We start from the raw sequence: 21,394 nt of genomic DNA, 5'->3' as shown, positions 1-21,394 counted from the left end.
CGGCGGCGTTCGGTGACACGGGCGGTGCCCCCGGGCCGGTGACGGGACGAGGTTCGCTCGCCCTGTCCTACCGGTGGGGCCCCAACCCTGTCACTCGCCGAACGCGATACGGACGTCGTCGGACGTGGGGGCCGCCACGGCGGCCGCCTCGGGCGCGGCCGCCGGGTCGAGGACCACCTCCGGGGCCATGACGGCCGGATCGACCTCGAGCACCGCGTAGCCGCCGACGGCCCCGGCGCCGAAGCCGGGAGCGAAGACCCGGGTGCGGCCGGTGACGGCGCCGTCGGTGCAGGCGTCGTGGAGCGCGATCGGGATGGACGCCGCCGACACGTTGCCCATCGAGCCGATGTTGAAGTACAGCTGCTCCGCCGAGAGGCCGGCCTTCGCCGCGAGCTGCAGGATCATCGTCTTGTTGGCCTGGTGCGGGACGATCAGGTCGACCGCGTCGAGCATCGTGCCCGTGCCGTCCGGGCCGACCTGCTCGGTCAGCTCGCCGATCATCTGGGAGAGGTAGCGGGCGACGAGCGCCTTCACCTCGGGCCCGTAGACGGTGATGTCGTTGTCGAACTCCGGGTTCGGCCAGATGATCGAGTTGACCTGGGAGACGGGGCCCGACGCGTAGGTCTGGAGGAGGTCGACGTCGCCGCGCTCGCCCTCGGCCGCCGGTGCGACCACCATGGCCGCGGCGCCGTCCCCGAAGATCATCCGGGAGGTGCGGACGTTGCCGATCTTGTCGGAGAACTTCTCGACGCAGACCAGCAGCACCGGGCGCCGGACCTCCTGCAGCTGCCGGACGGCCTCGGCCAGGCCGTAGGGCAGGCCGGCGCAGGCGGCGACGATGTCGGCCGAGCAGTGCGTCTGCAGCAGCCCCAGCTGACCGGACAGCCACGTCGACAGCGACGGGATCAGCCGCTCGCTGGTGCAGGTGGCGACGAGCACGGCTCCGATCTCGGACCGGTCGCGCCCGGAGTGCTCCAGCGCCCGGACCGCCGCGGCCCAGGCGAGGTCCTCGATGTCCAGCTCGGTGTAGCGGCGCTGGTCGATGCCGGTCTTGGTGGAGATCTCCTCGGCGCTCATCGGCGACCAGGAGAACGCGGAGTTGCGCACGACGTCGTCGTTCGAGCAGACGTGCTCGCCGCGGACGACCGCGAGGGCCTCCACCTTCGGCTGGACCGCGAACGCCTCGCGGACCCGCACCGGCGGCAGCGGGCGCTCCGGCTCGACCGGCTCGGCCTGCGTCGCGATCCGGCCGCGGCGGGCCGGGCGGGCGCCGGTGGCGCGGTCGAGGAAGGCCGCCACGTCGCGGTTGCGCGGGTGGAACGCGATGACGTGGTCGTCGTCGCCGATCTCGTCGGCGGTGCGCAGCTCGGTGGCCGCGCGGTCCCACGGGTACTGGTTGTGCAGGACCATCGCCCAGCGGGTCAGCGCCTCGAGCTCGGGCCGTTCGGCGTGCGCGTCGAGGATCTCGCTCCAGGAGAAGACCGGGTAGTCCGGGTCGTGGTGCGGCACGACGAAGGTGCGGGCGCCCGGGGTGGTCAGGAACTGCTCCACCGTGGGCTTGACCGCCGGCAGCTCGGTCGCGTGGTGGCGACGGTTGCCGTAGACGTCGAAGAGCAGGTCGAAGATCTTCTCCTCGACGCCGTCGTCCCAGGTGGAAGGCAGCACCGCGAAGGCCTCCTGCACCGCGCGGACCTTCTTGTCGCCGTCACGCCAGGGGGTGAGGGTCGGGAGGAAGACGTCGCCCCGGTGCCGCGGCAGGTCGCGCCAGCGGGTGGGCCGCTTCTCGAACATGGTCAGCGTGTACCGGTTGACCCAGAACAGGTTCTGGCTCATGTCGCGCAGCAGCGCGAAGCGGCTCCGGTAGGCGCCGGTGGTGACGCGCTCCAGGATGTCGGTCCCGGTAGGGGCTTTCGCCTCGAAATCGCGGCCGACGATTGCGGTGAACTGTTCGAGATCGTCGATCACCGAAAAGTCGAGCTCGCCGAGGAAATTGGCGGGAAAGACCAGACGGTCGTGGCTGTTGACCACGAACGGCTTCATGTGACGACCTCCTGGAGCGGCGTCAGCCAGATGAATCACCAGGCCGGACGCGAATGCGGACCGGGTGATCGGATCGGTAGCGGTGCCGATGACGGTATCGGTGAACAGGCACGATCGGAATGTGATCCGGCCCCGGAGTGTGCGCGCTCACGCATTGTCGGTCAACTCGGACTGTTACCGGCGAGAATGTTACCCGCGGGTCTACTCGCGGGTTCTTATTACATTCTTGTTGTCTCCGCAGGTGGGCGCCCGCGCGGTGTCCACACTGGAATGATCACTGGACGTGCCCGCGCCGTCTCCCGGCGTGCACATGCAGCGCGGGGGTGTGGCGCGGTCGATGGCGACACCGGGTCCGCCGTAGGTCCGCGCCGGGCCGCGGGCCGCCGCGCGGCGGGCCGGGCGCAGAGGGATCCATAGTGGACGGGACGGTCACCGGACCGGCGTCCGTCCCGGTGCCCGGAACGCGACACGGACGCAATTCCCGTGACGGGTGGGAACGGTGGGCGGGACCGCGCCGGAACGCGGGTCAGGAGGCGGTGGTGACCGGCTCCCGCGCGACCGACGGCGCCGGTGTCAGGGCGACGAGGACCGTCGCCACCAGCGCCGCGACACCGGCCGCGGCGAACGAGATCGTGTAGGCCGAGGCGGCGGGCAGGGTGCCGCCGTCGAGGACCAGGGCCGTCGTCACCGCGGCGACGACGGCCGTGCACGAGCTCGTCCCCAGCTGGCGGGCGAGGGTGTTGAGGCTGTTCGCCGCGGCCGTCTCCGACTCCGGCACCGCCTGCATGATCGTCAGCGGGATCGCCGAGTAGGCCAGCGCCGCCCCGACCGCCGCGACGGTGGACACCAGCATGAGCAGCCACACGGTGCCCGGGATCAGGGCGAACCCGAGGTTGCCGGCGCCCAGCAGCAGCGTGCCGAGCACCAGCGTGGTGCGCGGCCCGCGGACCCGGGACAGCCGGGCCGAGGCCGACGAGAAGACCACCATCGAGCCGCCCATCGGCAGCAGGACCAGACCGGCGACGACCAGCGACAGCCCGAAGCCGTACCCGGTCGCGACCGGCGCCTGCAGGATCTGGGTGGCGAGCACGAAGCCCGCGAACATGGCGAAGCCGACCAGCACCGACGCGAGGTTCGTCAGGAGCACCGCCGGCCGCGCGGACACGCGCAGGTCCACCAGCGGGCCCGGCACCCGCAGTTCGTACCGCCCCGTCACCAGGGCCAGCACGACCGACGCGGCGAACAGGCCGAGCACCAGCGGCGAGGCCCAGCCCCAGTCGTTGCCCTTCGACACCGCCAGCAGCAGGCACACCAGGGCGGCGCCGACACCGAGCGCCCCGACGGTGTCGAACCGGCCGCCGCTGCGCAGGTTCGACTCGGGGACCAGCCGCCGTACCACCAGGATCTGGAACACGGCGATGACCGCGGCCCCGGCGAACAGCCAGCGCCAGCTGGTGAACTGCGCGACGACGCCGGTGATCGGCAGCCCGATGGCGCCGCCGAACCCGAGCGACGACGACATCAGCCCGACCCCGGACCCGACGCGGTCGGCGGGCAGGACGTCACGCATCAGGCTCATCCCGAGCGCGATGACGCCGAACGCCGCGCCCTGCAGCACCCGCGCCACCAGGAGGAGACCGATGCCGGGGGCGACCGCGCCGAGCAGCGAACCGGCACCGACCAGGCCCAGGGCGACCAGCAGCATCCGCCGCTTGCCGTACATGTCACCGAGCCGGCCGAGGACCGGCGCCGACACGGCACCGGCGACGAGGTTCGCGGTGATCAGCCAGGACGCCGTCGACGGGCTCACCGACAGCAGCTCCGGGAAGCGCGGCAGCAGCGGGACGACCATCGTCTGCACCAGCGAGACGAGCAGGCCGCACGAGGCGAGCACGGTGATCGCGACGGCCGGCCGGTGCCGTGCCTCCTGTGCGGGGGCTCCGGGGGACGCTCCTGCGGATCGACGGGCCCGGAACACACGACCTCCGACGCTGCTGTTGTGGATGTGCACGATCAGGTGAGCACGTCCCGCATGTCGGCGGCAACCGGGAAGTTTGCATTGCCAGCTTTCTCACCGGTGCCCGCCCGGCCGGGTTCAGCGGGGTGGCACCGGCTCCGGTGGCGGCGGGCCCACGTAGGTGGCCGACGGACGGATCAGCCGACGCTGCTCCGCCTGCTCCAGCACGTGGGCGCACCAGCCGACGACCCGGCTGGTCGCGAACGTCGGCGTGAACATGCTGCGCGGGATCCCGCAGCCCGCCATCACCACTCCGGCGTAGAACTCGACGTTCGCGTGCAGCGGGCGGTCCGGGCGGAGCTCGGCGAGGGTGGCGGCGACCCGGCGTTCGACGTCGGCGGCGCGGGCGGGCAGCGGCCCGCCGAGCCGCTCGGCGACCTCCCGCAGCAGCGCCGTGCGCGGGTCCGGCCCGCGGTACACGGCGTGTCCGAACCCCATGATCCGTTCGCCGGCGGCGAGCCGGTCCGCCACCCAGCGCTCGGGCGAGCCGCCGGCGTCGCGGTCGATGGCGTCGAGGCCCTCCAGCGCGCGGTCCGGCGCGCCACCGTGCAGCGGGCCGGAGAAGGCACCGGTCGCCGCCGTCACCGCGGACGCGACGTCCGCGCCGGTCGACGCGACGACGCGTGCAGTGAAGGTGGAGGCGTTGAACCCGTGGTCCAGCGTGCTGACCAGGTAGGCGTCGACGGCGCGGGCGTGCCCAGGGTCGGGTTCGGCGCCGGTGAGCATCCACAGCCAGTCCGCCGCGGGTTCCAGGTCCGGCCGGGGCGGCACCGGGTCGAGGCCGGACCGCAGCCGGTGCAGCGCGGCCAGGATCGTCGGCGTCGCCGCGCAGACGGTGAGCGCGTCGTCGGCGCCGCGCTCCGGGCCGGCGTCCCACACCGGTCGCATGCCGTGCAGCGGGCCGAGCACCGACAGTGCGGCGCGCAGCCCGGCGAGCAGGTCGTCGCCGCACGCCGCGGCGATGCCCGGCAGCAGCGCGGACAGCGCGGCGGGCAGCGCCCGGCGCTGCGCGATGCGGGCGGCGAACGCGGCCCGCTCGTCCGGGTCGGGCAGCCGTCCGCGGGCGGCGAGGAACCAGGCGCAGACGAACGTGCGGGTCCGGGCGAGCTCGACCGCGGAGTACTGGCGGTAGTGGTAGAAGCCCTCGTCGCCGCGGACGTCGCCGAGGGTCGTGGTGGTGACGGCGACGCCGCGCAGGCCCGGTGGGACCTCCGGCACGGCGGCCCTCTCGGTCGTGGTCATGCCGCGGACGGTCCGCCCGGCGACAACGCTTGTCAATATTGATCCGGTCAATGTTGATCCGGTCCCGTAGGGTGCCGTCGTGGAGTTCCTGAACGCCGCCGAGACCGCGGAACGGCTCGGGGTGAAGCGCGAGACCGTGTACGCCTACGCCAGCCGCGGGGGAGCCGGTTCGCCCAGGACGAGGTGGAGGCGCTCGCCGCGCGCGGCCGGGAGGCGGGCGAGCCCTCCGGCGCGGTCGAGCGGATCCGGACCCGGATCACACTCGTGGCCGACGGCGGTCCGTGGTTCCGCGGCGTGCCCGTGGGCGAGCTCGCCGTGGCCGGGACCCTCGGGGACGCGGCGGCCGTGCTCTGGGAGACCCCGGGCCCCGTCGCGTTCGACGCCGATCCGGCGCTGCTGCCCGTGGCCCGCGGTGCGCTGGCGGCGCTCCCGGGCGGGGCGCGCACCACCGACCGGTTCCGGGTGGCGGTCGCCGCGCTCGCCGCGGCCGACCCGCTCCGCGCCGACGTCGCGCCCGCTGCGGTCGTGCGCACGGCGTCCGGGCTGCTGGGAACGGTCGTCGACGCGCTGGCGGGCGGCGGGGACGGCCCGCTCGCCGCGCGCCTGTGGCCCGCCCTGGCCCGTGACCCGGACGGCGAACCCCCGCCCGCGGCGCTCGACCACGTCCGCGCCGCGCTGGTGCTGCTCGCCGACCACGGCCTGGCCGCGTCGACGGTGGCGGCCCGGGTCGCCGCGAGCACCCTCGCCGACGTGCACGCCGTCGTCTCCGCCGGGCTCGGCGCGCTCGACGGCCCGCGGCACGGCCTCGCGAGCGGGCTGGCCCACCGGTTCCTCGCCGGCGCCCTGGACGACCCCCGCGGCGCGCTCGCCGAGCGGCTGCGCGCCGGCGAACGCGTGCCCGGCTTCGGGCACACGGTGTACCGGGGCCCGGACCCCCGCGCGACGGTGCTGCTGGACCGCCTGCGCGACGACCCGGCCGCGGAGCGGGTGCTCGCGTGCGTGGACGCGGTGGCCGGGGACCTCGACCGCGGCGGCGAGGGCCCCGCCCCGAACGTCGATCTCGCGCTGGCCGCGTTGCTGCACGCCCACGGCCTGCGGCGCGACGCCGGCGAGCTGCTGTTCGCCACCGCCCGCACCGTCGGCTGGGTGGCGCACGCCCGCGAGGAGTACGCCGAGCCCGGCCTGCGGTTCCGGCCGTCCGGCGTCTACACCGGGCCGCGACCGGGGAGCCGGGAGCACCCGCCCGGGACCGCGGGGTGAGGATGGCCGGATGACGCGACGACGTTCCCTCTCCGACGGTGTGTCCGACCGCTTCCGCGAGCTCTGGTCGGAGCGCCGCCCGTGCGTCCTGGTCACCCCGCGGCGGGACGGCACGCCGCACGCCGTGCCGGTCGGGGTGACCGTCGACGTGGAGGACGGGATCGCCAGGGTCCTGTCCAGCGGCGGCTCGCAGAAGGCCCGCAACGTCGCCGCCGCCGGGCCGGACGGGGCCCGGGTCACCGTCACCGCGGTCGACGGCCGGACCTGGTCGACCCTCGAAGGGGTCGCCGTCGTGGATCCCACCCCGGAGGGGGTGCACGCCGCGGAACGCCGCTACGCCGCCGAGTACAAGGAGCCCCGGGTGAACCCGCAGCGGGTGGTGCTGCGGATCGTCGTCGACCGCGTCCTCGGCAACGCCTGATCCCCGCCGCCGCGCCGGCGGGGATACTCGACGGCGTGGACCTGCCGGAGACGACCTTCCTCGGGCACAGCACGCTGCGGCTGCGCCTCGGCGGGCGCACCGTGCTCACCGACCCGGTGCTGACCTCCGCGGTCGGGCCGCTGCGGCGGATGGCGCCCGCGGTCGATCCCGCGGGGCTCGACGGCGTCGACCTGGTCCTGATCTCGCACCTGCACGCCGACCACCTGCACCTGGGCTCGCTGGCGCTGCTGCCGCGCGACACCGAGGTCGTGGTCCCGGCAGGGGCGGCGGCGTGGCTGCGCCGGCGCGGCGTGGCCCGGGTGTCGGAGCTGGCCGTCGGGCAGCGGCGGACGTTCGGCGGGCTGCACGTCACCGGCACCCCGGCCGACCACTCCGGGCACCGCTGGGGCCCCCGGCTGACCCACGGCCCGCAGGCCGACGCGATGGGCCACCTGCTGGAGGGCGACGGCCTGCGCGTCTACGCCGCCGGGGACACCGGACTGTTCCCGGGCCTCGGCGACGTCGCCGCCCAGGGCCCGATCGACCTCGCCGCGCTGCCGGTGTGGGGCTGGGGCCCGAGCCTCGGCCCGGGACACCTCGACCCGGCCGGTGCCGCCGAGGCCGTCCGGCGGCTGGCGCCCCGGGCCGCGCTGCCGGTGCACTGGGGCACGCTCGCCGTCACCGGGCTCTGCTCGGTCCCCGGGCGGACCGGCGGGCGGATGCGGGAGCTCCTCGTGCGGCCGCCGCACGACTTCGCCGCGGCGGTCGCCGCGGCCGGGCCGCCGGCGCGCACCCTGGTCGTCCCGCCCGGCGCCGCGGTCGGGGCGGCGGTGTGAGCGTGCTGGGCGCCGTGCTGCAACCGGCCACCGAGGAGTGGTTCACCGCCGAGCTGAGCCCGGACGCCGGCCGGGTCGCCTACCTCGTCGTCGGGGGCGGGGTGCTGTTCGGCTCGATCCTGCCGGTGGTGCCGACCGGGGCCATCGTCGGTGCCGCCGCGGCGACGGCGATGACCTCCCCGGCGCTGTCGCTGCCGGTGGTGCTCGTGCTGGCCTTCGCCGCGGCGCTCGCCGGGGACCTGGTGACCTACGCCGTCGCCCGCCGGGGGAGCGTCCCGGTGCTCGACGCGGTGGCAGGCGGCCGGTTCGGCGGGGCGCGCACCGGCGAGCGGGTGGCCCGGGTGCGGGCCGCGTTCGCCGACCGCGGCTGGCTGCTGGTCCTCGTCGGCCGGGTCGCCCCCGCGGGACGGGTGCCGACCCTGATCGCGGCCGCCGCGTCCGGGATGGCCTGGTCGGTGCTGCTCCCCGCGGTCGCGGCCGGCGCGGTGCTCTGGACGCTGCTCTACGGCGTGCTCGGGGTCCTCACCGGCAACCTCACCGACTCACCGCTGGTGGCGGCGGGGCTGGCGGTCGGGCTCGTCGCCGTCGTCGGCGCGGTGACGGCACTGGTCGGCCGCCTGCGGTCCCGGCGCCGCGAGCGGCGGGCCCACTCGCCGGGAGAGCCCGCCCACGACCGGTGACGGGTGCGGTCAGGTCCGTCCCGCACGCTCCTGCAACGCGGCGTCGATCTCCTCCAGGCTGCGCCCCTTGGTCTCGGGCATCAGCCGGTGGAGGAAGACGAACCCGGCCACGCCGATCACCGCGAAGATCGCGAACAGCCCGGACTCCCCGAGCGTGGTGATGAGCGTCAGCGTCGTCGACGCGATCACCAGGTCGATGCCCCAGTGCGTCGTCGCGCCGAGCCCGGCGGCCTTGCCGCGGACCGCGGTCGGGAACACCTCGGAGTTCACCAGCCAGATCGCGATGCCCAGGCTCGCGGCGAACGCGGCGATGTACACGCAGAGCGCGACGACGACGAGGACCCCGACGATGCCGTCCTGTGAGGGCAGCAGGAACAGCACGACCAGCGCGACCAGCGCGGCGACGACGACGGCGAGCCCGCCGAGCAGCAACGGCCTGCGGCCCCACGAGTCGATCCGGGCCAGCGCCACCGCCGTGACGACCGTGTTCACCACCCCGATCCCCACCGTCGCCAGGAGCGCGCCGGTGTCGGAGCCGAACACCCCGGACAGGATCGTCGGCGCGTAGTAGATGACCGCGTTCACCCCGACCAGCTGGTTCACCGCGGCCACGCCGATGCCCAGGGTCAGCGCGGGACGCAGCTGCGGGCGGCGCAGGTCCGACCAGGTCCAGCGGGCCTCGTCGCGGGCGGCGGCGCGGATCTCGGCGATCTCGGCGTCGGCCTGCTCGGGCGTCCGGCCGGCGAGCGCGGCCCGCGCCTCGTCGACCCGCCCGCGCAGCACCAGCCAGCGCGGCGACTCCTGCGCCCCGGCCAGCCCGACGAGCATCGCCAGCGCCGGGACACCGGCCAGCAGGAGCGGCCAGCGCCAGCTCTCCGCCTCCGCGAACAGCGAGTTGACCAGGTAGGACAGCAGGATCCCGACCGTGATCAGGAACTGGTTCATCGAGACCAGGCGCCCGCGTGACTCCTTCGGCGCGATCTCGGCGATGTAGAGCGGCACGCAGACCGAGGACACGCCGATCGCCAGCCCCAGCAGCACCCGGGCGCCGAGCAGCACCCCGGTCCCCGGGGCCAGCCCGGAGAGCACCGCGCCGAGAAGGAACACCGCGGCGACGCCGACGAGCGTCCGCCGCCGGCCGAGTGCGTCGGTGATCGCCCCGCCGGCCAGCGCGCCTACCAGCGCGCCTACCAGCAGCCCGGAGACGAGCAGCTGCTGGCCGGCCTCACCGAGCCCGAACTCGGGTGCGATGAACAGCAGCGCCCCGCTGATCACCCCGGTGTCGTAGCCGAACAGCAGTCCGCCCGCGGCGGCGACGGTGGTCGCCAGGCCGATCCCGCGTCCCTGCCGCGTGCGGTGGCCGGTGTCGCCGGTGTCGCCGTGTGTCGTCATCGACAGCCCCTCCCGGTCGGGTCGCGCGACGGGTGCGCCACGCAACAACGGCGACCAGGGTTGCCGTATCGGTCCGTGACTGTCCACCGTTCGCCGCAATGCGGGCCGGAACCCACACGATTCCGGACACAGACGGAACCGGCCGGGCGCGACGGGAGGGGGTACGTCGCACCCGGCCGGAGACCGGTGGGGGAGGGGTCAGTTCCCGCCGCCCCCGAAGGGATTGATCCCGAACGGCGCGGAAGGTGCGGAACCGCCGCCCTGCCCGGAGCCCTCCGGCGTGGTGAGGGCGCCCTGCCGGGCAGTGGCCGCCTCGGTGTCCTGCGCGCTGCCGAGGGTCACCGGGACCTGGCGGGCGTCCGCCCCGCTGCCGATGGTCAGCGTGACCTGCTGGCCGGGGGTGAAGTTGCCGACCCGTGCGATCAGGTCCGCGAAGCTCGACACCGGGTACTCGTCGACCTTGGTGACGACGTCGCCCGCCGCCACGCCCGCGTTCGCCGCGGGCGAGCCGGGCTCGACGGCCGCCACCTGCGCGCCACCGGTGCCCGCGGTCTCGGAGCCGGAGGCCGACACCGACCCCTGGACGCCGAGCTGCGGCTTGGTCGCGACGCCGTCCGACATCAGCTCCTGGGCCACCCGCTTCGCGGTGTCCACCGGGATCGCGAAGCCGAGACCGATCGAGCCGGCGTTCTGCCCGCTCGTCGCGATCGCCGAGTTGATGCCGACGACCTGCCCGGCGAGGTTGACCAGCGGACCGCCGGAGTTGCCCTGGTTGATCGGTGCGTCGGTCTGCAGCCCGTTGTAGACGACCGGGGTGCCGCCGTCGCCACTGGCGGAGACGGTGCGGTTCAGCGCGGACACGATGCCGGCGGTGACGGTGCCGGAGAGCCCCTGCGGGGACCCGGTGGCGACCACCTGCTCGCCGACCTGGACCCCCGAGGACTGGCCGAGCGTGGCGGCCTTCAGGTTCGAGGCCCCCTCCAGCCGGATGACGGCGAGGTCGTAGCTGGGGGAGGTGCCGACGACGGTCGCGCGGTGCTGGGTGCCGTCGGCGGTCGAGACCGTGATCTGCCCGCCATCGCCCGCCCCGGAGACGACGTGGTTGTTGGTGAGGACCTCGCCGTCGGCGGTGAGGATCACGCCCGACCCCTCGGCGGTGCCCTGCGCGGTGCGGACCTGGATGTCCACCGTGCTCGGGGTGATCGCGGCGGCCGCGCCGGCGATGGAGCCGTCGGCGGCCTGGGCGGGGGTGCCCGGGGCGGCGGAGCTGGACAGCGTCGCGGTGCTCGAACCGGTGTCCCCGCCGAGCACGGCGTAGGCGCCACCGAAGCCGACGCCGCCCCCGACCAGTCCCGCCGCGACCGCGACGGTGACCAGGCCGGCGCCGAAGCGCCGCGGCGGCTTCGGGGCAGGGGCCTGCGCCGGGAACGGCGGGTACACCGAGGTGGGCGGGCTGCCGGCACCGTGCGCCGGGATCGTGGGGTTGCTCGCGGAGGCCCACGGCGGCGGGGCCTGCTCCTGCTGCCTCCGGTGGTCGGTGTCGGTCACGTCGGTCGCCTCCTGAGCGCTCCTGCCGTCGGCGTGCCCGGGGCCGTCCCCTGCCGCACGCGGATCGGGCCGGGTGGGGTCCGTGGCGCCGCCCCCGGTGGAGGTCTCCCCGTCGGCGCGCCCGCCGGTGCCCGGCCCGTACTCGGTCATGGGAGCAACTGTGCGGCGTGACCCTGAGACGAGCCTGTGATCGCGCTGGGAATCCCGCGCGCGTTCGGTGTGGACCGGTGGGGCCGCGCTCAGGTCCCGCGCCTCAGGTCACCGCGCCTGCGATCGTCAGGACCAGCCCCAGCAGGACGAGTGCGGCGCCGCCGCGGGCCCACCACCGCTGGCTGCGCCGGTCGGTGGCGGTCAGCTCGTCCTCGGTGCGGGTGGACAGGACGAACGGGTGGGACGTGTCCTGGGGGCCCGGATCACCAGCGGACCGTCACGGTCGTCGACCTCGCCCAGGACGTACATCCGCACGCCGGGGCGGAGCACCCACTCCTGGTTGCGGTAGCCGAGCGTGCGGTCGCCGCGGGGGCCGCGTTCGTCCGCCGGGTCGAAGCGGTCCAGCACCAGCTCGACCGGGTCGGGACGCCGCCCGCCCGGGTCGACGCCGATGGTGTGCCCGTCGCGCAGCAGCGGCCAGCCGTGCGGTGACACCCGCTCGGAGACGGTCTCGGTGTGGGTGGAGGTGCGCATCCGGCCCTCGGAGTCGCGCTCGCGGCGCTCGAACCGGCGCTCGACCCGGTGGGCGTGCCAGACGCACTCGACGCCGGCGAGCTCGGAGCGCAGCAGGCCGACCGGGGCGGGCGCGGCCTCGCCCACGACCTCGCAGACCTTCCGGAACCGGCCCGGCCCGCCGTTGAGGTCCGCGGCGATCCCCGCCTCCTCCAGCAGCCGGGGGACCGGCAGCGTCTCCGCCGCCATCATCGCGTGCACCCGGCGCTGGGTGTGGACGGCGGCCCAGAAGCACCCGGCACCGGCGAGCAACGCGATGATCCCGATCCACAGCACGACGGGAACCTAGCCGACGGTCACACCAGCTCGACGACCGTCGCGTTCGCCGTGCCGCCGCCCTCGCACATGGTCTGCAGCCCGTAGCGGATGCCGCGGTCGCGCATGTGGTGCACGAGCCGGGTCAGCAGGATCGTGCCGGAGGCACCCAGCGGGTGCCCCACGGCGATCGCGCCGCCGAGCGGGTTGAGCCGGGCGTCGTCGGCGCCGAGCTCCGCCTGCCAGGCCAGCGGGACCGGCGCGAACGCCTCGTTGACCTCGAACGCGCCGATGTCGCCGATCGCCAGCCCGGAGCGCTTGAGGACCTTCTGGGTCGCGGGGATCGGCCCGGTCAGCATCCGCAGCGGGTCGGCCCCGGACACCGCGCCGGAGTGGTAGCGGACGATCGGGGTCAGTCCCAGCTCCGCGGCCCGCTCCGGCGTCGTGACGAGCACGGCGGACGCGCCGTCGGAGATCTGCGAGCTGTTCCCGGCGTGGATCACCCCGGTCCCGGAGAACACCGGCTTCAGCGCGGCGAGGGTCTCGGCGGTCGTCCCGCGGCGCAGCCCCTCGTCGGCGGCGAACCCCGGCGCGCCCGGGACGTCGACGAGCTGCCCGTCGAACGCGCCCGAGTCGATCGCGGCGGCGGCCAGCTCGTGCGAGCGGGCGGCGTACTCGTCGAGCCGGGTCCGGGACAGCCCCCAGTCGCGGGCGATCCGCTCCGCGCCGACACCCTGGTTGAAGTCGTCGTTCGGGAACTCTCCCGAGGTCAGGTCCTCGCGGTAGCGGTCGCGCACCAGCGGGCCGTAGGGCCGGCCCAGCTCGCGGCCCGCGCCGAGCGGTACCCGGGTCATCGACTCCACCCCACCGGCGACGACGACGTCGTACTGCCCGGCGAGGACCATCCCGGCCGCGAAGTCGAAGGCCGACTGGCTCGACCCGCAGGCCCGGTTGATCGTCACGCCCGGCACCGTCTCCGGCCATCCGGCGGCCAGCAGCGCGTACCGGCCGATCTGGGCGGCCTGGTCGCCGACCTGGTTGACGCAGCCCCAGACGACGTCGTCGACCACGCCGGGGTCGATCCCGGTCCGCTCGGCGAGCGCGGTGAGCACGGCGGCCGACAGGTCGACCGGGTGGACCTCGGACAGCGATCCCTTCCGCTTGCCGATCGGTGTGCGGACGGCCTCGCAGACGACGGCCTCGGGCATGGCGGGTTCCTCCTCGGTCGGCGGTGACAGGGGCGGTGCGGTTGCTTCGCGACGCTAAGCCATCCCGGTCGGCACGTGCTGAGAGTGCGGTCACATCGATCCGCGACGGTCGAGCCGGACTGGATCGATGAGGTAACGTCAGGACCCGTACGCGAAGGGGAGTAGCTCCCAACGCTGCGCTCGACATACTGGTCCGCCCCGATCACGAGGGCCGGCCCGGGCGCAGGGCCTGGCCACCAGGTGAGCGAGACCTTCGATCCGGATGATCCGGATCGAGGTCACCCGTACCCCTCGATCCGGAGCGAGATCGAGGGATGGACATGGACGGATTCCTGGCTGCGTTCGCGGTCAGCTTCGGCGTCATCTTCGTGGCCGAGCTCGGGGACAAGTCCCAGCTCATGGCCCTCACGTTCGCGACGCGCTTCAAGGCGATCCCGGTGCTCGTCGGGATCACGATCGCCACGTCGGTGACCCACCTGGTGTCGGTCGCCGTCGGGTACGGCCTGGGCGCGTCGATCCCGACCGGCTGGATCGCGCTGGTCGCGTCGGTGGCCTTCGTCGCGTTCGGCGCCTGGACCCTGCGCGGGGACTCGCTGACCGACGACGAGGAGCAGAAGGCCAAGCGGGCTGGCGGGTCCGCCGTCGTCGCCGCGTCGGTCGCGTTCTTCCTGGCCGAGCTGGGCGACAAGACCATGCTCGCCACGATCACCCTGGCCACCCAGTACAGCTGGTTCGGCGTGTGGCTCGGTTCCACGCTGGGCATGGTCGCCGCCGACGCGCTGGCCATCGTCGTCGGCCGCAAGCTCGGCCAGAAGCTCCCCGAGCGGGTCATCTCCGTCGGTGCCGCGATCATGTTCTTCGTGTTCGGCGCCTGGCTGTTCGCCGAGGCCGTCCCGCAGGTCTGGGGCGACGACGCCTGGGCCCGGCTCGCCGACGCGATGGGTCACCAGGGATTCGGCTGGGCCGCGCTGGCGCTGGGTCTCGTCGCCGTCGGGACCGGGCTCGTCGTCCGCGGCCGGGCGCACCGGGCCCGCGGGGAACGCCGGCTCGACGTGGCCAGGGCCCCGGGCAGTCCGGCCTGGTGGGCGCGGACGCTGTTCGTCGTCGCCGCCGTCCTCGGCTTCGGTGCCCCGCTGCTGGTCGCGCTGGACGTGCTCGAGCCGATCTCGGTGCTGTCCCGGCCCGCCGTGGCGGTCGTCGGTGCCGGTCTGCTGCTGCTCGGGTTCGCCGTCGTCGCGGTCGCCATGCTGCAGCTCGGCACGGTGTGGCGGCGCAGCGCGACCGAGGCGGGCGCCGCGGCCGCCGGGGACCCGGACGCCGCGCGACGCCCGGTGCTCGCGACCGGTGGGCTCTACCGCCGCGTCCGCAACCCCGCGCTGACCGGGCTGATCGTCGGCTGCGCCGGGATGCTGTTCATGGCCCCGACCCTGCTCGGGGTGCTCGCCGGGGTGCTGATCCTCGTCGCGGTGCAGATCCAGGCCCGCGCGGTGTACGAGCCCGGGCTGGGCAGCGCGCTGGGGCCCGAGTACGACGCCTACCGGCTGCGCACCGGCCGGTTCCTGCCACGGGTCCGCCGGACCGGGGCGGACGGCGACGCCACGGCCGGGGACGACCACACCCGGGTCGGCTGACCTCGTCCCGGTACGCCGTACGGTAATTCCGGTACGGTGTACGACGTCAGGGGGCCGCGGTGGCGCGGCCCCGGCGTCGGAGGGAGAGCCCATGACGATCCTGGTGACCGGGGCGACCGGGAACATCGGCCGGCTGGTCGTCGACCACCTGATCGCCCGCACCGGTGAGCCCGTGCGCGCGCTCACCGTCGACCCGGTGCGGGCCGCGCTGCCCGACGGCGTCGAGGCCGTGCGCGGTTCGGTCCGGCGGCCGGCCGCGCTGGACGGGGCGTTCGACGCGGTCCGCGCGATGTACCTCGCCCCGTACGAGCCGACGGCGGCCGAGGTGCTCGCGGCGGCCGCGGACGCCGGGGTGGAGCACGTCGTGGCGCTGACCGGTGAGCCGGACAGCTGGTGGGGGACCGTGACGAAGGCCGTCGAGGCCGCCGGCCCCGCCTGGACGCACCTGTGGCCCGCCGACTTCGTCGAGAACTACGAGATGTGGCTCCCGCAGATCCGGGCCACCGGGGTCGTGCGCGAGCCGTGGCCTGCGCTGGCGAGCACGCCGACGGCGATGACCGACATCGCCGAGGTCGCCGCCGTCGCCCTGACCGCGCCGGGCTACACGGGCCGGGCCCTCACGCTGACCGGCCCGGAACCGGTCAGCCGTCGTGACGCGGTGGCCGCGATCGCCGAGGCCACCGGCGTCGGGATCGGGTTCGAGCAGGTCACCCCGGACGAGGCCGTCGCGGCGCTGGAGCCCTCGGCCGGCCGGGACGCCGCCGAGATGGTCGTCCACACGATCCTGGGTTTCCTGCACGACGCCGAACCGGCCCCGAACGGCGTGGTCGAGGAGGTGACCGGCCGTCCCGCGACGACCGTCGCCGCCTGGGCGCACTCCCACGCCGACCGCCTGCGCGCCGCGATCACCTGACACACCGCACCCGACCCCGCACCCCCGCTCCTCGGCCACGGCCGCGCTCACGGGGTACGGCCGCGCTCACGGGATCGGGCGAGCGTGGGCGGAACCGGTGAGCGTCTGCGGGCCTCGCAGCGCAGGACAGCGCGGGGCAGAGCAGGACGAGGCGGGGCGCTCACGCGACAGGGCCCCGCTCATGCGATCGGGTGAGCGCGGCCGGAACCGCTGAGCGTCTGGGTGCCGCGCCGGGCCGCTCACGGAATGCGGCCCCGCTCGTGCGATCGGGTGAGCCTGGCCTGAACCGGTGAGCGTTTGCGGGCCGGGCCGGGCCGGGCCGGGGCGGGCGCGGTGGCGGAGCGCCACCGCGCCCGGGTGGGCGGTCAGGTGTACCAGGTGGGCTGCGGCAGTTCGTCGCGCAGCAGGTGGGCGCCGACCTCGCGGCGCTTGTAGGCCACCGGATCGTGCAGGGTGTGCGTGCGCACGTTGCGCCAGAACCGGTCGAACGCGAGCTCCGCGGACGTCGCGCGGGCGCCGAGCCCCTCGAAGATCCCGGACGTGATCTCCAGCGCGACGTCGGTGGCCCGCGCCTTCACCGCGGCGACCCGGACCTCGTGCTCGCCACGCTGCTCCTCGGTGACGTTCCAGGCGTCGCGGTGGATGGCGAGCCCCTCCTCGGCGACGGCGTCGGCCAGTGCCTCGACGGCCCACAGCTTCGAGCGGTAGTCGCCGTAGAGGTCGAGCTGGTAGGGCTCGTCGACGGCGCGCTCGGCGTCGCCGTGCAGCCAGGGCCGGGTCACGGTGCGGGTGTACCGGGCGCCGGTCTCGAGCGCGCCCCGTGCGATGCCCAGGTAGAAGTTGACGAACACCAGCTGGATGGTCGGCACGTTGAGCGTGTTGTAGACCCGCGGCTGGAACGCCTTGTCGGTGAATCCGGCCGCCGAGGCCCACGGCACCCGGACGTCGGTGATCGTCACGCTGCCGCTCTCGGTGAGCCGCTGGCCGATGTTGTCCCAGTCGTCGTGGAAGACGATGCCGTCCTGCTCGCTGGGCACGATCGCGAAGACGTGGGTGTCGGTGCCCTCCAGCACCCCTTCCAGCACCGTGACGTCGGAGATCGTGCTGCCGGTGGAGAAGCTCTTCCGGCCGTTGTAGACGATCTCGTCGCCCTCGTCGCGGATCAGCAGGTCGGAGTCGCGGGGGTTGACCGCGCCGCCGAAGAACCAGCGGTTCCGGGTGGCGTCGGCCTCGACCGCCTCGATCTGCTCGGGCGTGCCGACCAGCCGGGCCGCCCAGAACCACAGCAGGTGGTAGCCGAGCAGCTGGCCGATCGAGCCGTCGCCCGCGGCGACCTCGCGGATCACCCGGTAGGCGGTCGGCCACTCCTGGCCGCCGCCCCCGTGCTCGACCGGGCCGAGCAGGGTGACGAGCCCGGACTCCTTGAGCAGGGCGACCTCGTCGTAGGGGGTGGCGCCGGCGCGGTCGCGGGCGGCGGCGTCGCGCTCCAGGATGCGGCGGACCTCGCCGGCCCGGCGCAGCCAGCCCGCCTCGTCGGTGGGGGCGGGCGCGGCGGTCCAGTCGACCACCTCGGCGACGGTGGCGGTGCCGGAACGGTTCTCGGTCGTGGTCATGCGTGTCTCCTCGTCGGGGAGAGAATGCGTCCGGGCAGGCGCCGGTCACTGTTTCCGCACATGTGACCCGGCGGTTCCGGGGTGTGCGGGAACGGTGATCCGGTGCCCGTCCCAGGACGGCGGGGATCCGTGTCGGGTGATCACCGGCGGGCGCGGCGGGAACCGGGCTCCGACGGCTGCGCCGCAGGTCGGCGACGGTGCGGCGCGGCGGTGATCAGCGACAGATCGACGAGTTCACGCGGGACAGGTCGACGTGGCGTCGACGGGTGAGCTCGGTGGACTGCACGATTCCCAGTGTTCGCGAGAATGCGCGAGGACGTCAATGGCGCGTCCCCCGCACTGGGATTCACGGGGGGTTGTCCGGACCGGTTCCGCGTCCGGACGCGGACGGGCCCGGCGAGCGTGCCGCCCGCCGGGCCCGTCGGTGGATCGGCTCAGACCGTGACCGGCCGCGGCTCGCGGGCGGCGAGCTCGGCCTCCTTCTCCCGGATGATGGGGAGGACCTTCTCGCCGAAGTACTCGACCTCCTCCTGGAAGTGCAGGAAGCCGAGCAGCAGCAGGTTGGCGCCGCGCCGCTTGTACTCGATGGCGCGGTCGGCGATCTGTTCCGGCGTGCCGATGAGCTGGCTCTTGAAACCGTCGTTGTACTGGACCAGGTCGGAGAACGACGAGTCCGCCCACATGCCGCGCTTGTCGCCGGTGGAGTTCCCGGCCTGCTGGACGGCGTCGCGGAAGCCCTCGACGGCGGGCTTGTTCGCCTTCTCGATGATCTCGCGCAGGGTGTCCCGGGCCTCCTTCTCGTCGTCCCGGGCGATCATGAAGCCGTTCAGCCCGAACCGGACGGGCTGCAGCCGCGGCGCGGTCTTCGCGTGGCCGAGGACCTCCTCGACCTGCTCGGTGAAGCCGTCGTAGTCCTTGCCGTTGGAGAAGTACCAGTCGGAGACGCGGCCGCCGTTGCGGCGGGCGGCCGTCGAGTTGCCGCCCTGGAAGATCTCCGGGTGCGGGCGGCCGGGGACGTCGACCGGCTTGGGCTTCAGGTCGAAGCCGTGCACCCGGTAGAAGTCGCCGGCGAACTCGGCGCCGCCGTCGCCCGCGGTCCAGATCTCGCGCAGCACCCGGATGAACTCGTCGGTGCGGCGGTAGCGCTCGTCGTGCTCCAGCCACGGCTCGCCCATCGAGGTGAACTCGTCCTTGAGCCAGCCGGAGACGACGTTGACCGCGATCCGGCCCTTCGTCAGGTGGTCGGCGGTGGCGATCCACTTCGACAGCACGGCCGGCTGCCACAGGCCCGGGTGCACGGCGGCGATGACCTTGAGCCGCTCGGTGGCCAGGCCCAGCGCGAGCGAGAAGCTCGTGGCCTCGTGCTGGTGGTCGGCGCCGTAGCTCGCCATGTAGCGGATCTGGGAGAGCGCGTAGTCGAAGCCGTTGTTCTCGGCGGTCTGCGCGAGCTTGACGTTGTAGTCGAAGCCCCAGTCGGTGCGCTGCTCGATGGTGCTCGTGACCAGGCCGCCGGAGACGTTCGGCACCCAGTAGGCGAACTTCAGCGGCTCACTGATCTGTGCGTTCAGTGTGGTGTCGAGATTGTCGGCGGTGGTGTCGGTCATGGGGGATGAACTCCAGGGTGTCGTCCGCCGGACATGCCGGGCATGCCGGGCATGCCGGACACGGCGGAGTGGGCGTGCTCGGACGCCCGTGGGAGGAAACGGAGGAAAGAGAGGAAACGGACCCGCGGATCAGCAGATCAACGACAGGCCTGGCTCGTGACGACCAGGTGATCGACGTGACGGCGTCGCGTCAGCAGGAAAGCGACCACACCACCACCGAACCCGCGGGTAGGTGCGTTGTCAACCGGTGGGGGGGCGAGGTCACCGCCCGGACGGGTCGGCCTGCCCGTCCGCGCAGGTCCGCAGGGCCTCGGCGTGCGGGCCGTCCGCGCCGCCGCCGACCAGCTCGACCACCCGCGGGTCGAACCCGCGCGCGCCGAGGAACCGGGCGGCGTCACGGACCGGGTCGCCACTGCGCCGGACGACGGGGGAGTGCCCGACCGGGTGCAGGATCGCCGCCGTCATCAGCAGGTCCCGGTCCAGGCCGCGCTCCTCGGCGAGCTCCCGGGCCCGGATCGCGGCCCGCTGCGCCCGCACCCACAGCTCCGGGCGCTGGTGTGCGAGCAGCGTCTCGGCGAGCGCACGGGCGGCGTCGAATCCCACCCGGCGAAACTAGCCCGCCAGGGACGCGAGCACGAACACGACGCAGGACAGCGCGAACCCGACCAGCGAGATCAGCGTCTTGATCACGCTCCAGGTCTTGAACGTCGTCGGGACGTCCATCCCGAGCAGCCGCCCGATCAGCCAGAAGCTCGCGTCGTTGACGTGCGGGAAGATCGAGGACCCGGCGGCCAGCGCCAGCACGACGGCGACGGTCTGCACCGGACCGAGCCCCGCCTCGACCACCGAGGCACCCAGCAGCCCGGCCGCGGTCGTGATCGTCACGGTGGCGGTGCCGAGCGCGATCCGCAGGATCGCCGCGACGAGGAAGACCGACACGATCACCGGCAGGCCGGTCGCGCCGAGCGTCCCGGCGAGCGCGTCGCCGATCCCGCTGGCGATCAGCACCGCACCGAACATGCCACCCGCCCCGGTGATGAACACGACCGGCGCGATCGGCTTGAGCGCGTTGTCCAGCAGGTCCTCGACGAAGGCCGCCCGGCGCCCGCGGCGCGTCGCCAGCACCCAGGTCGCCACCAGCACGGTGATCAGCAGCGCGACCGGGGTCGCCCCCAGGAACTGGGGAAGCACGACCCATGGGGCCTCGGGGTCGACGGCGCCGGTGTCCGCCAGGGTCGCGGCCAGCGTGTTCGCGAAGATGAGGACCAGTGGCAGCAGGAGCAGCCCCACCACGACCCGCGGCCGGGGCGGCGGGCCGGTCTCGTCGTCGTCGGTCTGCGGGCCACCGGTGAGCAGCTCGGGGACCGGCAGCACGATGCGGCGGCCGATCCAGACGCTGTAGAAGTACGCGCCCAGGTACCAGGTCGGCACCGCGACGAGGACGCCGATGAGCACGACCAGCCCGACGTCGCCGCCGAGCAGCACGGTCGACGCGACGGCCCCGGGGTGCGGCGGCAGGAACACGTGCATCGTGGACAGTGCCGCGGCCGCGGGCAGGGTGTGCACGAGCACGCCGCCGCCGACCCGGCGGGCGACCGTGAAGATGATCGGCAGCATCACCATGAAGGCGGCGTCGAAGAAGATCGGGAAGCCGAACAGCAGCGAGGCGACGCCCAGCGCGAACGGCGCCCGGCGGTCCCCGAACCGGCTCACCAGGGCGTCCGACAGGGCCCCGGCGGCCCCGCTGACCTCGGCGAGCCTGCCGAACATGGCGCCGAGCCCGACCAGCAGGGCGACCTCGCCGAGGGTCTCGCCGAAGCCGTCCACCAGCACGTCGAGGACCGCGTCGGCGGGGATCCGGGCCGCGAAGGCGGTCAGCGCGGAGACGACGGTCAGCGCCAGCAGCGGGTGGATCTTGAACCGGATGATGGCCACCAGCAGCACGACGATCGCGCCGAGCGCGATCCCGAGCAGCGGTCCGGTGCCCAGCGGCGATGTCCAGTTCTCCACG

General features: G+C 74.3%; 16 protein-coding genes and 2 pseudogenes. 6 read left to right on the top strand and 12 right to left on the bottom strand.

Annotated elements, in window-relative coordinates:
• Nucleotides 1-90: 90 nt before the first annotated feature.
• The 3 genes and pseudogenes from AD017_RS07000 to AD017_RS06990 form a co-directional block, all read right to left on the bottom strand.
• A complete protein-coding gene (locus AD017_RS07000; RefSeq protein WP_060573598.1) occupies nt 91-2,040 on the bottom strand; it encodes a 3-oxoacyl-ACP synthase III family protein in 1,950 nt (649 codons plus the stop codon).
• Nucleotides 2,041-2,569: 529 nt separating this feature from the next.
• Nucleotides 2,570-4,018 (bottom strand): annotated as a pseudogene (locus AD017_RS06995) (MFS transporter); the annotation flags it as partial.
• A 117-nt stretch (nt 4,019-4,135) separates the two neighbouring features.
• A complete protein-coding gene (locus tag AD017_RS06990; protein WP_060573595.1) occupies nt 4,136-5,299 on the bottom strand; it encodes a citrate/2-methylcitrate synthase in 1,164 nt (387 codons plus the stop codon).
• A gap of 183 nt (nt 5,300-5,482) precedes the next feature.
• Between AD017_RS06990 and AD017_RS06985 the strand changes: the two genes are divergently transcribed.
• Genes AD017_RS06985 through AD017_RS06970 form a run of 4 tightly spaced genes read left to right on the top strand, consistent with a single transcriptional unit; the run spans nt 5,483 to nt 8,496 of the window.
• Complete coding sequence (locus AD017_RS06985; RefSeq protein WP_227012683.1) at nt 5,483-6,559, top strand: citrate/2-methylcitrate synthase; 1,077 nt, start codon at nt 5,483-5,485, stop codon at nt 6,557-6,559.
• A 10-nt stretch (nt 6,560-6,569) separates the two neighbouring features.
• On the top strand, nt 6,570-6,980 hold the full coding sequence (locus tag AD017_RS06980; RefSeq protein ID WP_060573593.1) for a TIGR03618 family F420-dependent PPOX class oxidoreductase: 411 nt from the start codon (nt 6,570-6,572) through the stop codon (nt 6,978-6,980).
• A gap of 35 nt (nt 6,981-7,015) precedes the next feature.
• Nucleotides 7,016-7,816 (top strand): MBL fold metallo-hydrolase, encoded by an 801-nt coding sequence (locus AD017_RS06975; protein WP_060573592.1) that lies wholly within the window; start codon nt 7,016-7,018, stop codon nt 7,814-7,816.
• The gene (locus AD017_RS06970; RefSeq protein ID WP_227012682.1) at nt 7,813-8,496 is read left to right on the top strand and encodes a DedA family protein; all 684 of its coding nucleotides are present in this window, start codon (nt 7,813-7,815) and stop codon (nt 8,494-8,496) included. The genes AD017_RS06975 and AD017_RS06970 overlap by 4 nt, the downstream gene beginning before the upstream one ends.
• A 9-nt stretch (nt 8,497-8,505) precedes the next feature.
• Here the strand turns inward: AD017_RS06970 and AD017_RS06965 are convergent, their stop codons facing one another.
• From AD017_RS06965 to AD017_RS06950, 4 genes and pseudogenes are all read right to left on the bottom strand, one after another.
• Nucleotides 8,506-9,888: a sugar porter family MFS transporter gene (locus tag AD017_RS06965; RefSeq protein WP_060573591.1), complete on the bottom strand. Its 1,383-nt coding sequence runs from the start codon at nt 9,886-9,888 to the stop codon at nt 8,506-8,508.
• Nucleotides 9,889-10,086: 198 nt separating this feature from the next.
• Nucleotides 10,087-11,586: a S1C family serine protease gene (locus AD017_RS06960; RefSeq protein ID WP_060573589.1), complete on the bottom strand. Its 1,500-nt coding sequence runs from the start codon at nt 11,584-11,586 to the stop codon at nt 10,087-10,089.
• A 103-nt stretch (nt 11,587-11,689) separates the two neighbouring features.
• Nucleotides 11,690-12,120: pseudogene (locus AD017_RS06955) on the bottom strand (GIDE domain-containing protein).
• Nucleotides 12,121-12,455: 335 nt separating this feature from the next.
• A complete protein-coding gene (locus AD017_RS06950) occupies nt 12,456-13,622 on the bottom strand; it encodes a thiolase family protein (RefSeq protein ID WP_010242245.1) in 1,167 nt (388 codons plus the stop codon).
• A gap of 320 nt (nt 13,623-13,942) precedes the next feature.
• On the opposite strand from AD017_RS06950, the gene AD017_RS06945 reads away from it, so the two are divergent.
• Both AD017_RS06945 and AD017_RS06940 read left to right on the top strand, forming a co-directional pair.
• Entirely contained in the window at nt 13,943-15,253 is a 1,311-nt protein-coding gene (locus tag AD017_RS06945) for a TMEM165/GDT1 family protein (protein WP_050802561.1), read from the top strand.
• 91 nt (nt 15,254-15,344) lie between these two features.
• A complete protein-coding gene (locus AD017_RS06940; RefSeq protein ID WP_060573588.1) occupies nt 15,345-16,166 on the top strand; it encodes an NAD(P)H-binding protein in 822 nt (273 codons plus the stop codon).
• 365 nt (nt 16,167-16,531) lie between these two features.
• Here AD017_RS06940 and AD017_RS06935 read toward each other — a convergent pair whose 3' ends face one another.
• From AD017_RS06935 to AD017_RS06920, 5 genes are all read right to left on the bottom strand, one after another.
• On the bottom strand, nt 16,532-17,779 hold the full coding sequence (locus AD017_RS06935; RefSeq protein WP_010229352.1) for an acyl-CoA dehydrogenase family protein: 1,248 nt from the start codon (nt 17,777-17,779) through the stop codon (nt 16,532-16,534).
• Nucleotides 17,780-17,993: 214 nt separating this feature from the next.
• Nucleotides 17,994-18,065 (bottom strand): putative leader peptide, encoded by a 72-nt coding sequence (locus tag AD017_RS37365; RefSeq protein ID WP_369821704.1) that lies wholly within the window; start codon nt 18,063-18,065, stop codon nt 17,994-17,996.
• Nucleotides 18,066-18,213: 148 nt separating this feature from the next.
• Nucleotides 18,214-19,383: a dimethylsulfone monooxygenase SfnG gene (sfnG, locus tag AD017_RS06930; protein ID WP_010229351.1), complete on the bottom strand. Its 1,170-nt coding sequence runs from the start codon at nt 19,381-19,383 to the stop codon at nt 18,214-18,216.
• 261 nt (nt 19,384-19,644) lie between these two features.
• Nucleotides 19,645-19,986: an HD domain-containing protein gene (locus AD017_RS37190; RefSeq protein ID WP_060573586.1), complete on the bottom strand. Its 342-nt coding sequence runs from the start codon at nt 19,984-19,986 to the stop codon at nt 19,645-19,647.
• Between the two features lie 9 nt (nt 19,987-19,995).
• The gene (locus AD017_RS06920; RefSeq protein WP_060573585.1) at nt 19,996-21,393 is read right to left on the bottom strand and encodes a GntP family permease; all 1,398 of its coding nucleotides are present in this window, start codon (nt 21,391-21,393) and stop codon (nt 19,996-19,998) included.
• Between the last annotated feature and the right edge of the window lies 1 nt (nt 21,394).

It is taken from the genome of Pseudonocardia sp. EC080619-01 (assembly GCF_001420995.1).
Lineage (GTDB): Bacteria > Actinomycetota > Actinomycetes > Mycobacteriales > Pseudonocardiaceae > Pseudonocardia.
The sequence above is the reverse complement of the archived record's forward strand: the minus strand, read 5'-3'. Positions and strand labels throughout refer to the sequence as shown.

Bases quoted from the DNA above. Each gene is read 5' to 3' on its own strand.
- AD017_RS06980 (WP_060573593.1), top strand. From the start codon at position 6,570: ATGACGCGACGACGTTCCCTCTCCGACGGTGTGTCCGACCGCTTCCGC.
- AD017_RS06990 (WP_060573595.1), bottom strand. From the start codon at position 5,299: ATGACCACGACCGAGAGGGCCGCCGTGCCGGAGGTCCCACCGGGCCTG.
- AD017_RS06935 (WP_010229352.1), bottom strand. From the start codon at position 17,779: ATGACCACGACCGAGAACCGTTCCGGCACCGCCACCGTCGCCGAGGTG.
- AD017_RS07000 (WP_060573598.1), bottom strand. From the start codon at position 2,040: ATGAAGCCGTTCGTGGTCAACAGCCACGACCGTCTGGTCTTTCCCGCC.
- sfnG (WP_010229351.1), bottom strand. From the start codon at position 19,383: ATGACCGACACCACCGCCGACAATCTCGACACCACACTGAACGCACAG.
- AD017_RS06965 (WP_060573591.1), bottom strand. From the start codon at position 9,888: ATGACGACACACGGCGACACCGGCGACACCGGCCACCGCACGCGGCAG.
- AD017_RS06950 (WP_010242245.1), bottom strand. From the start codon at position 13,622: ATGCCCGAGGCCGTCGTCTGCGAGGCCGTCCGCACACCGATCGGCAAG.
- AD017_RS06945 (WP_050802561.1), top strand. From the start codon at position 13,943: ATGGACGGATTCCTGGCTGCGTTCGCGGTCAGCTTCGGCGTCATCTTC.
- AD017_RS06940 (WP_060573588.1), top strand. From the start codon at position 15,345: ATGACGATCCTGGTGACCGGGGCGACCGGGAACATCGGCCGGCTGGTC.
- AD017_RS06960 (WP_060573589.1), bottom strand. From the start codon at position 11,586: ATGACCGAGTACGGGCCGGGCACCGGCGGGCGCGCCGACGGGGAGACC.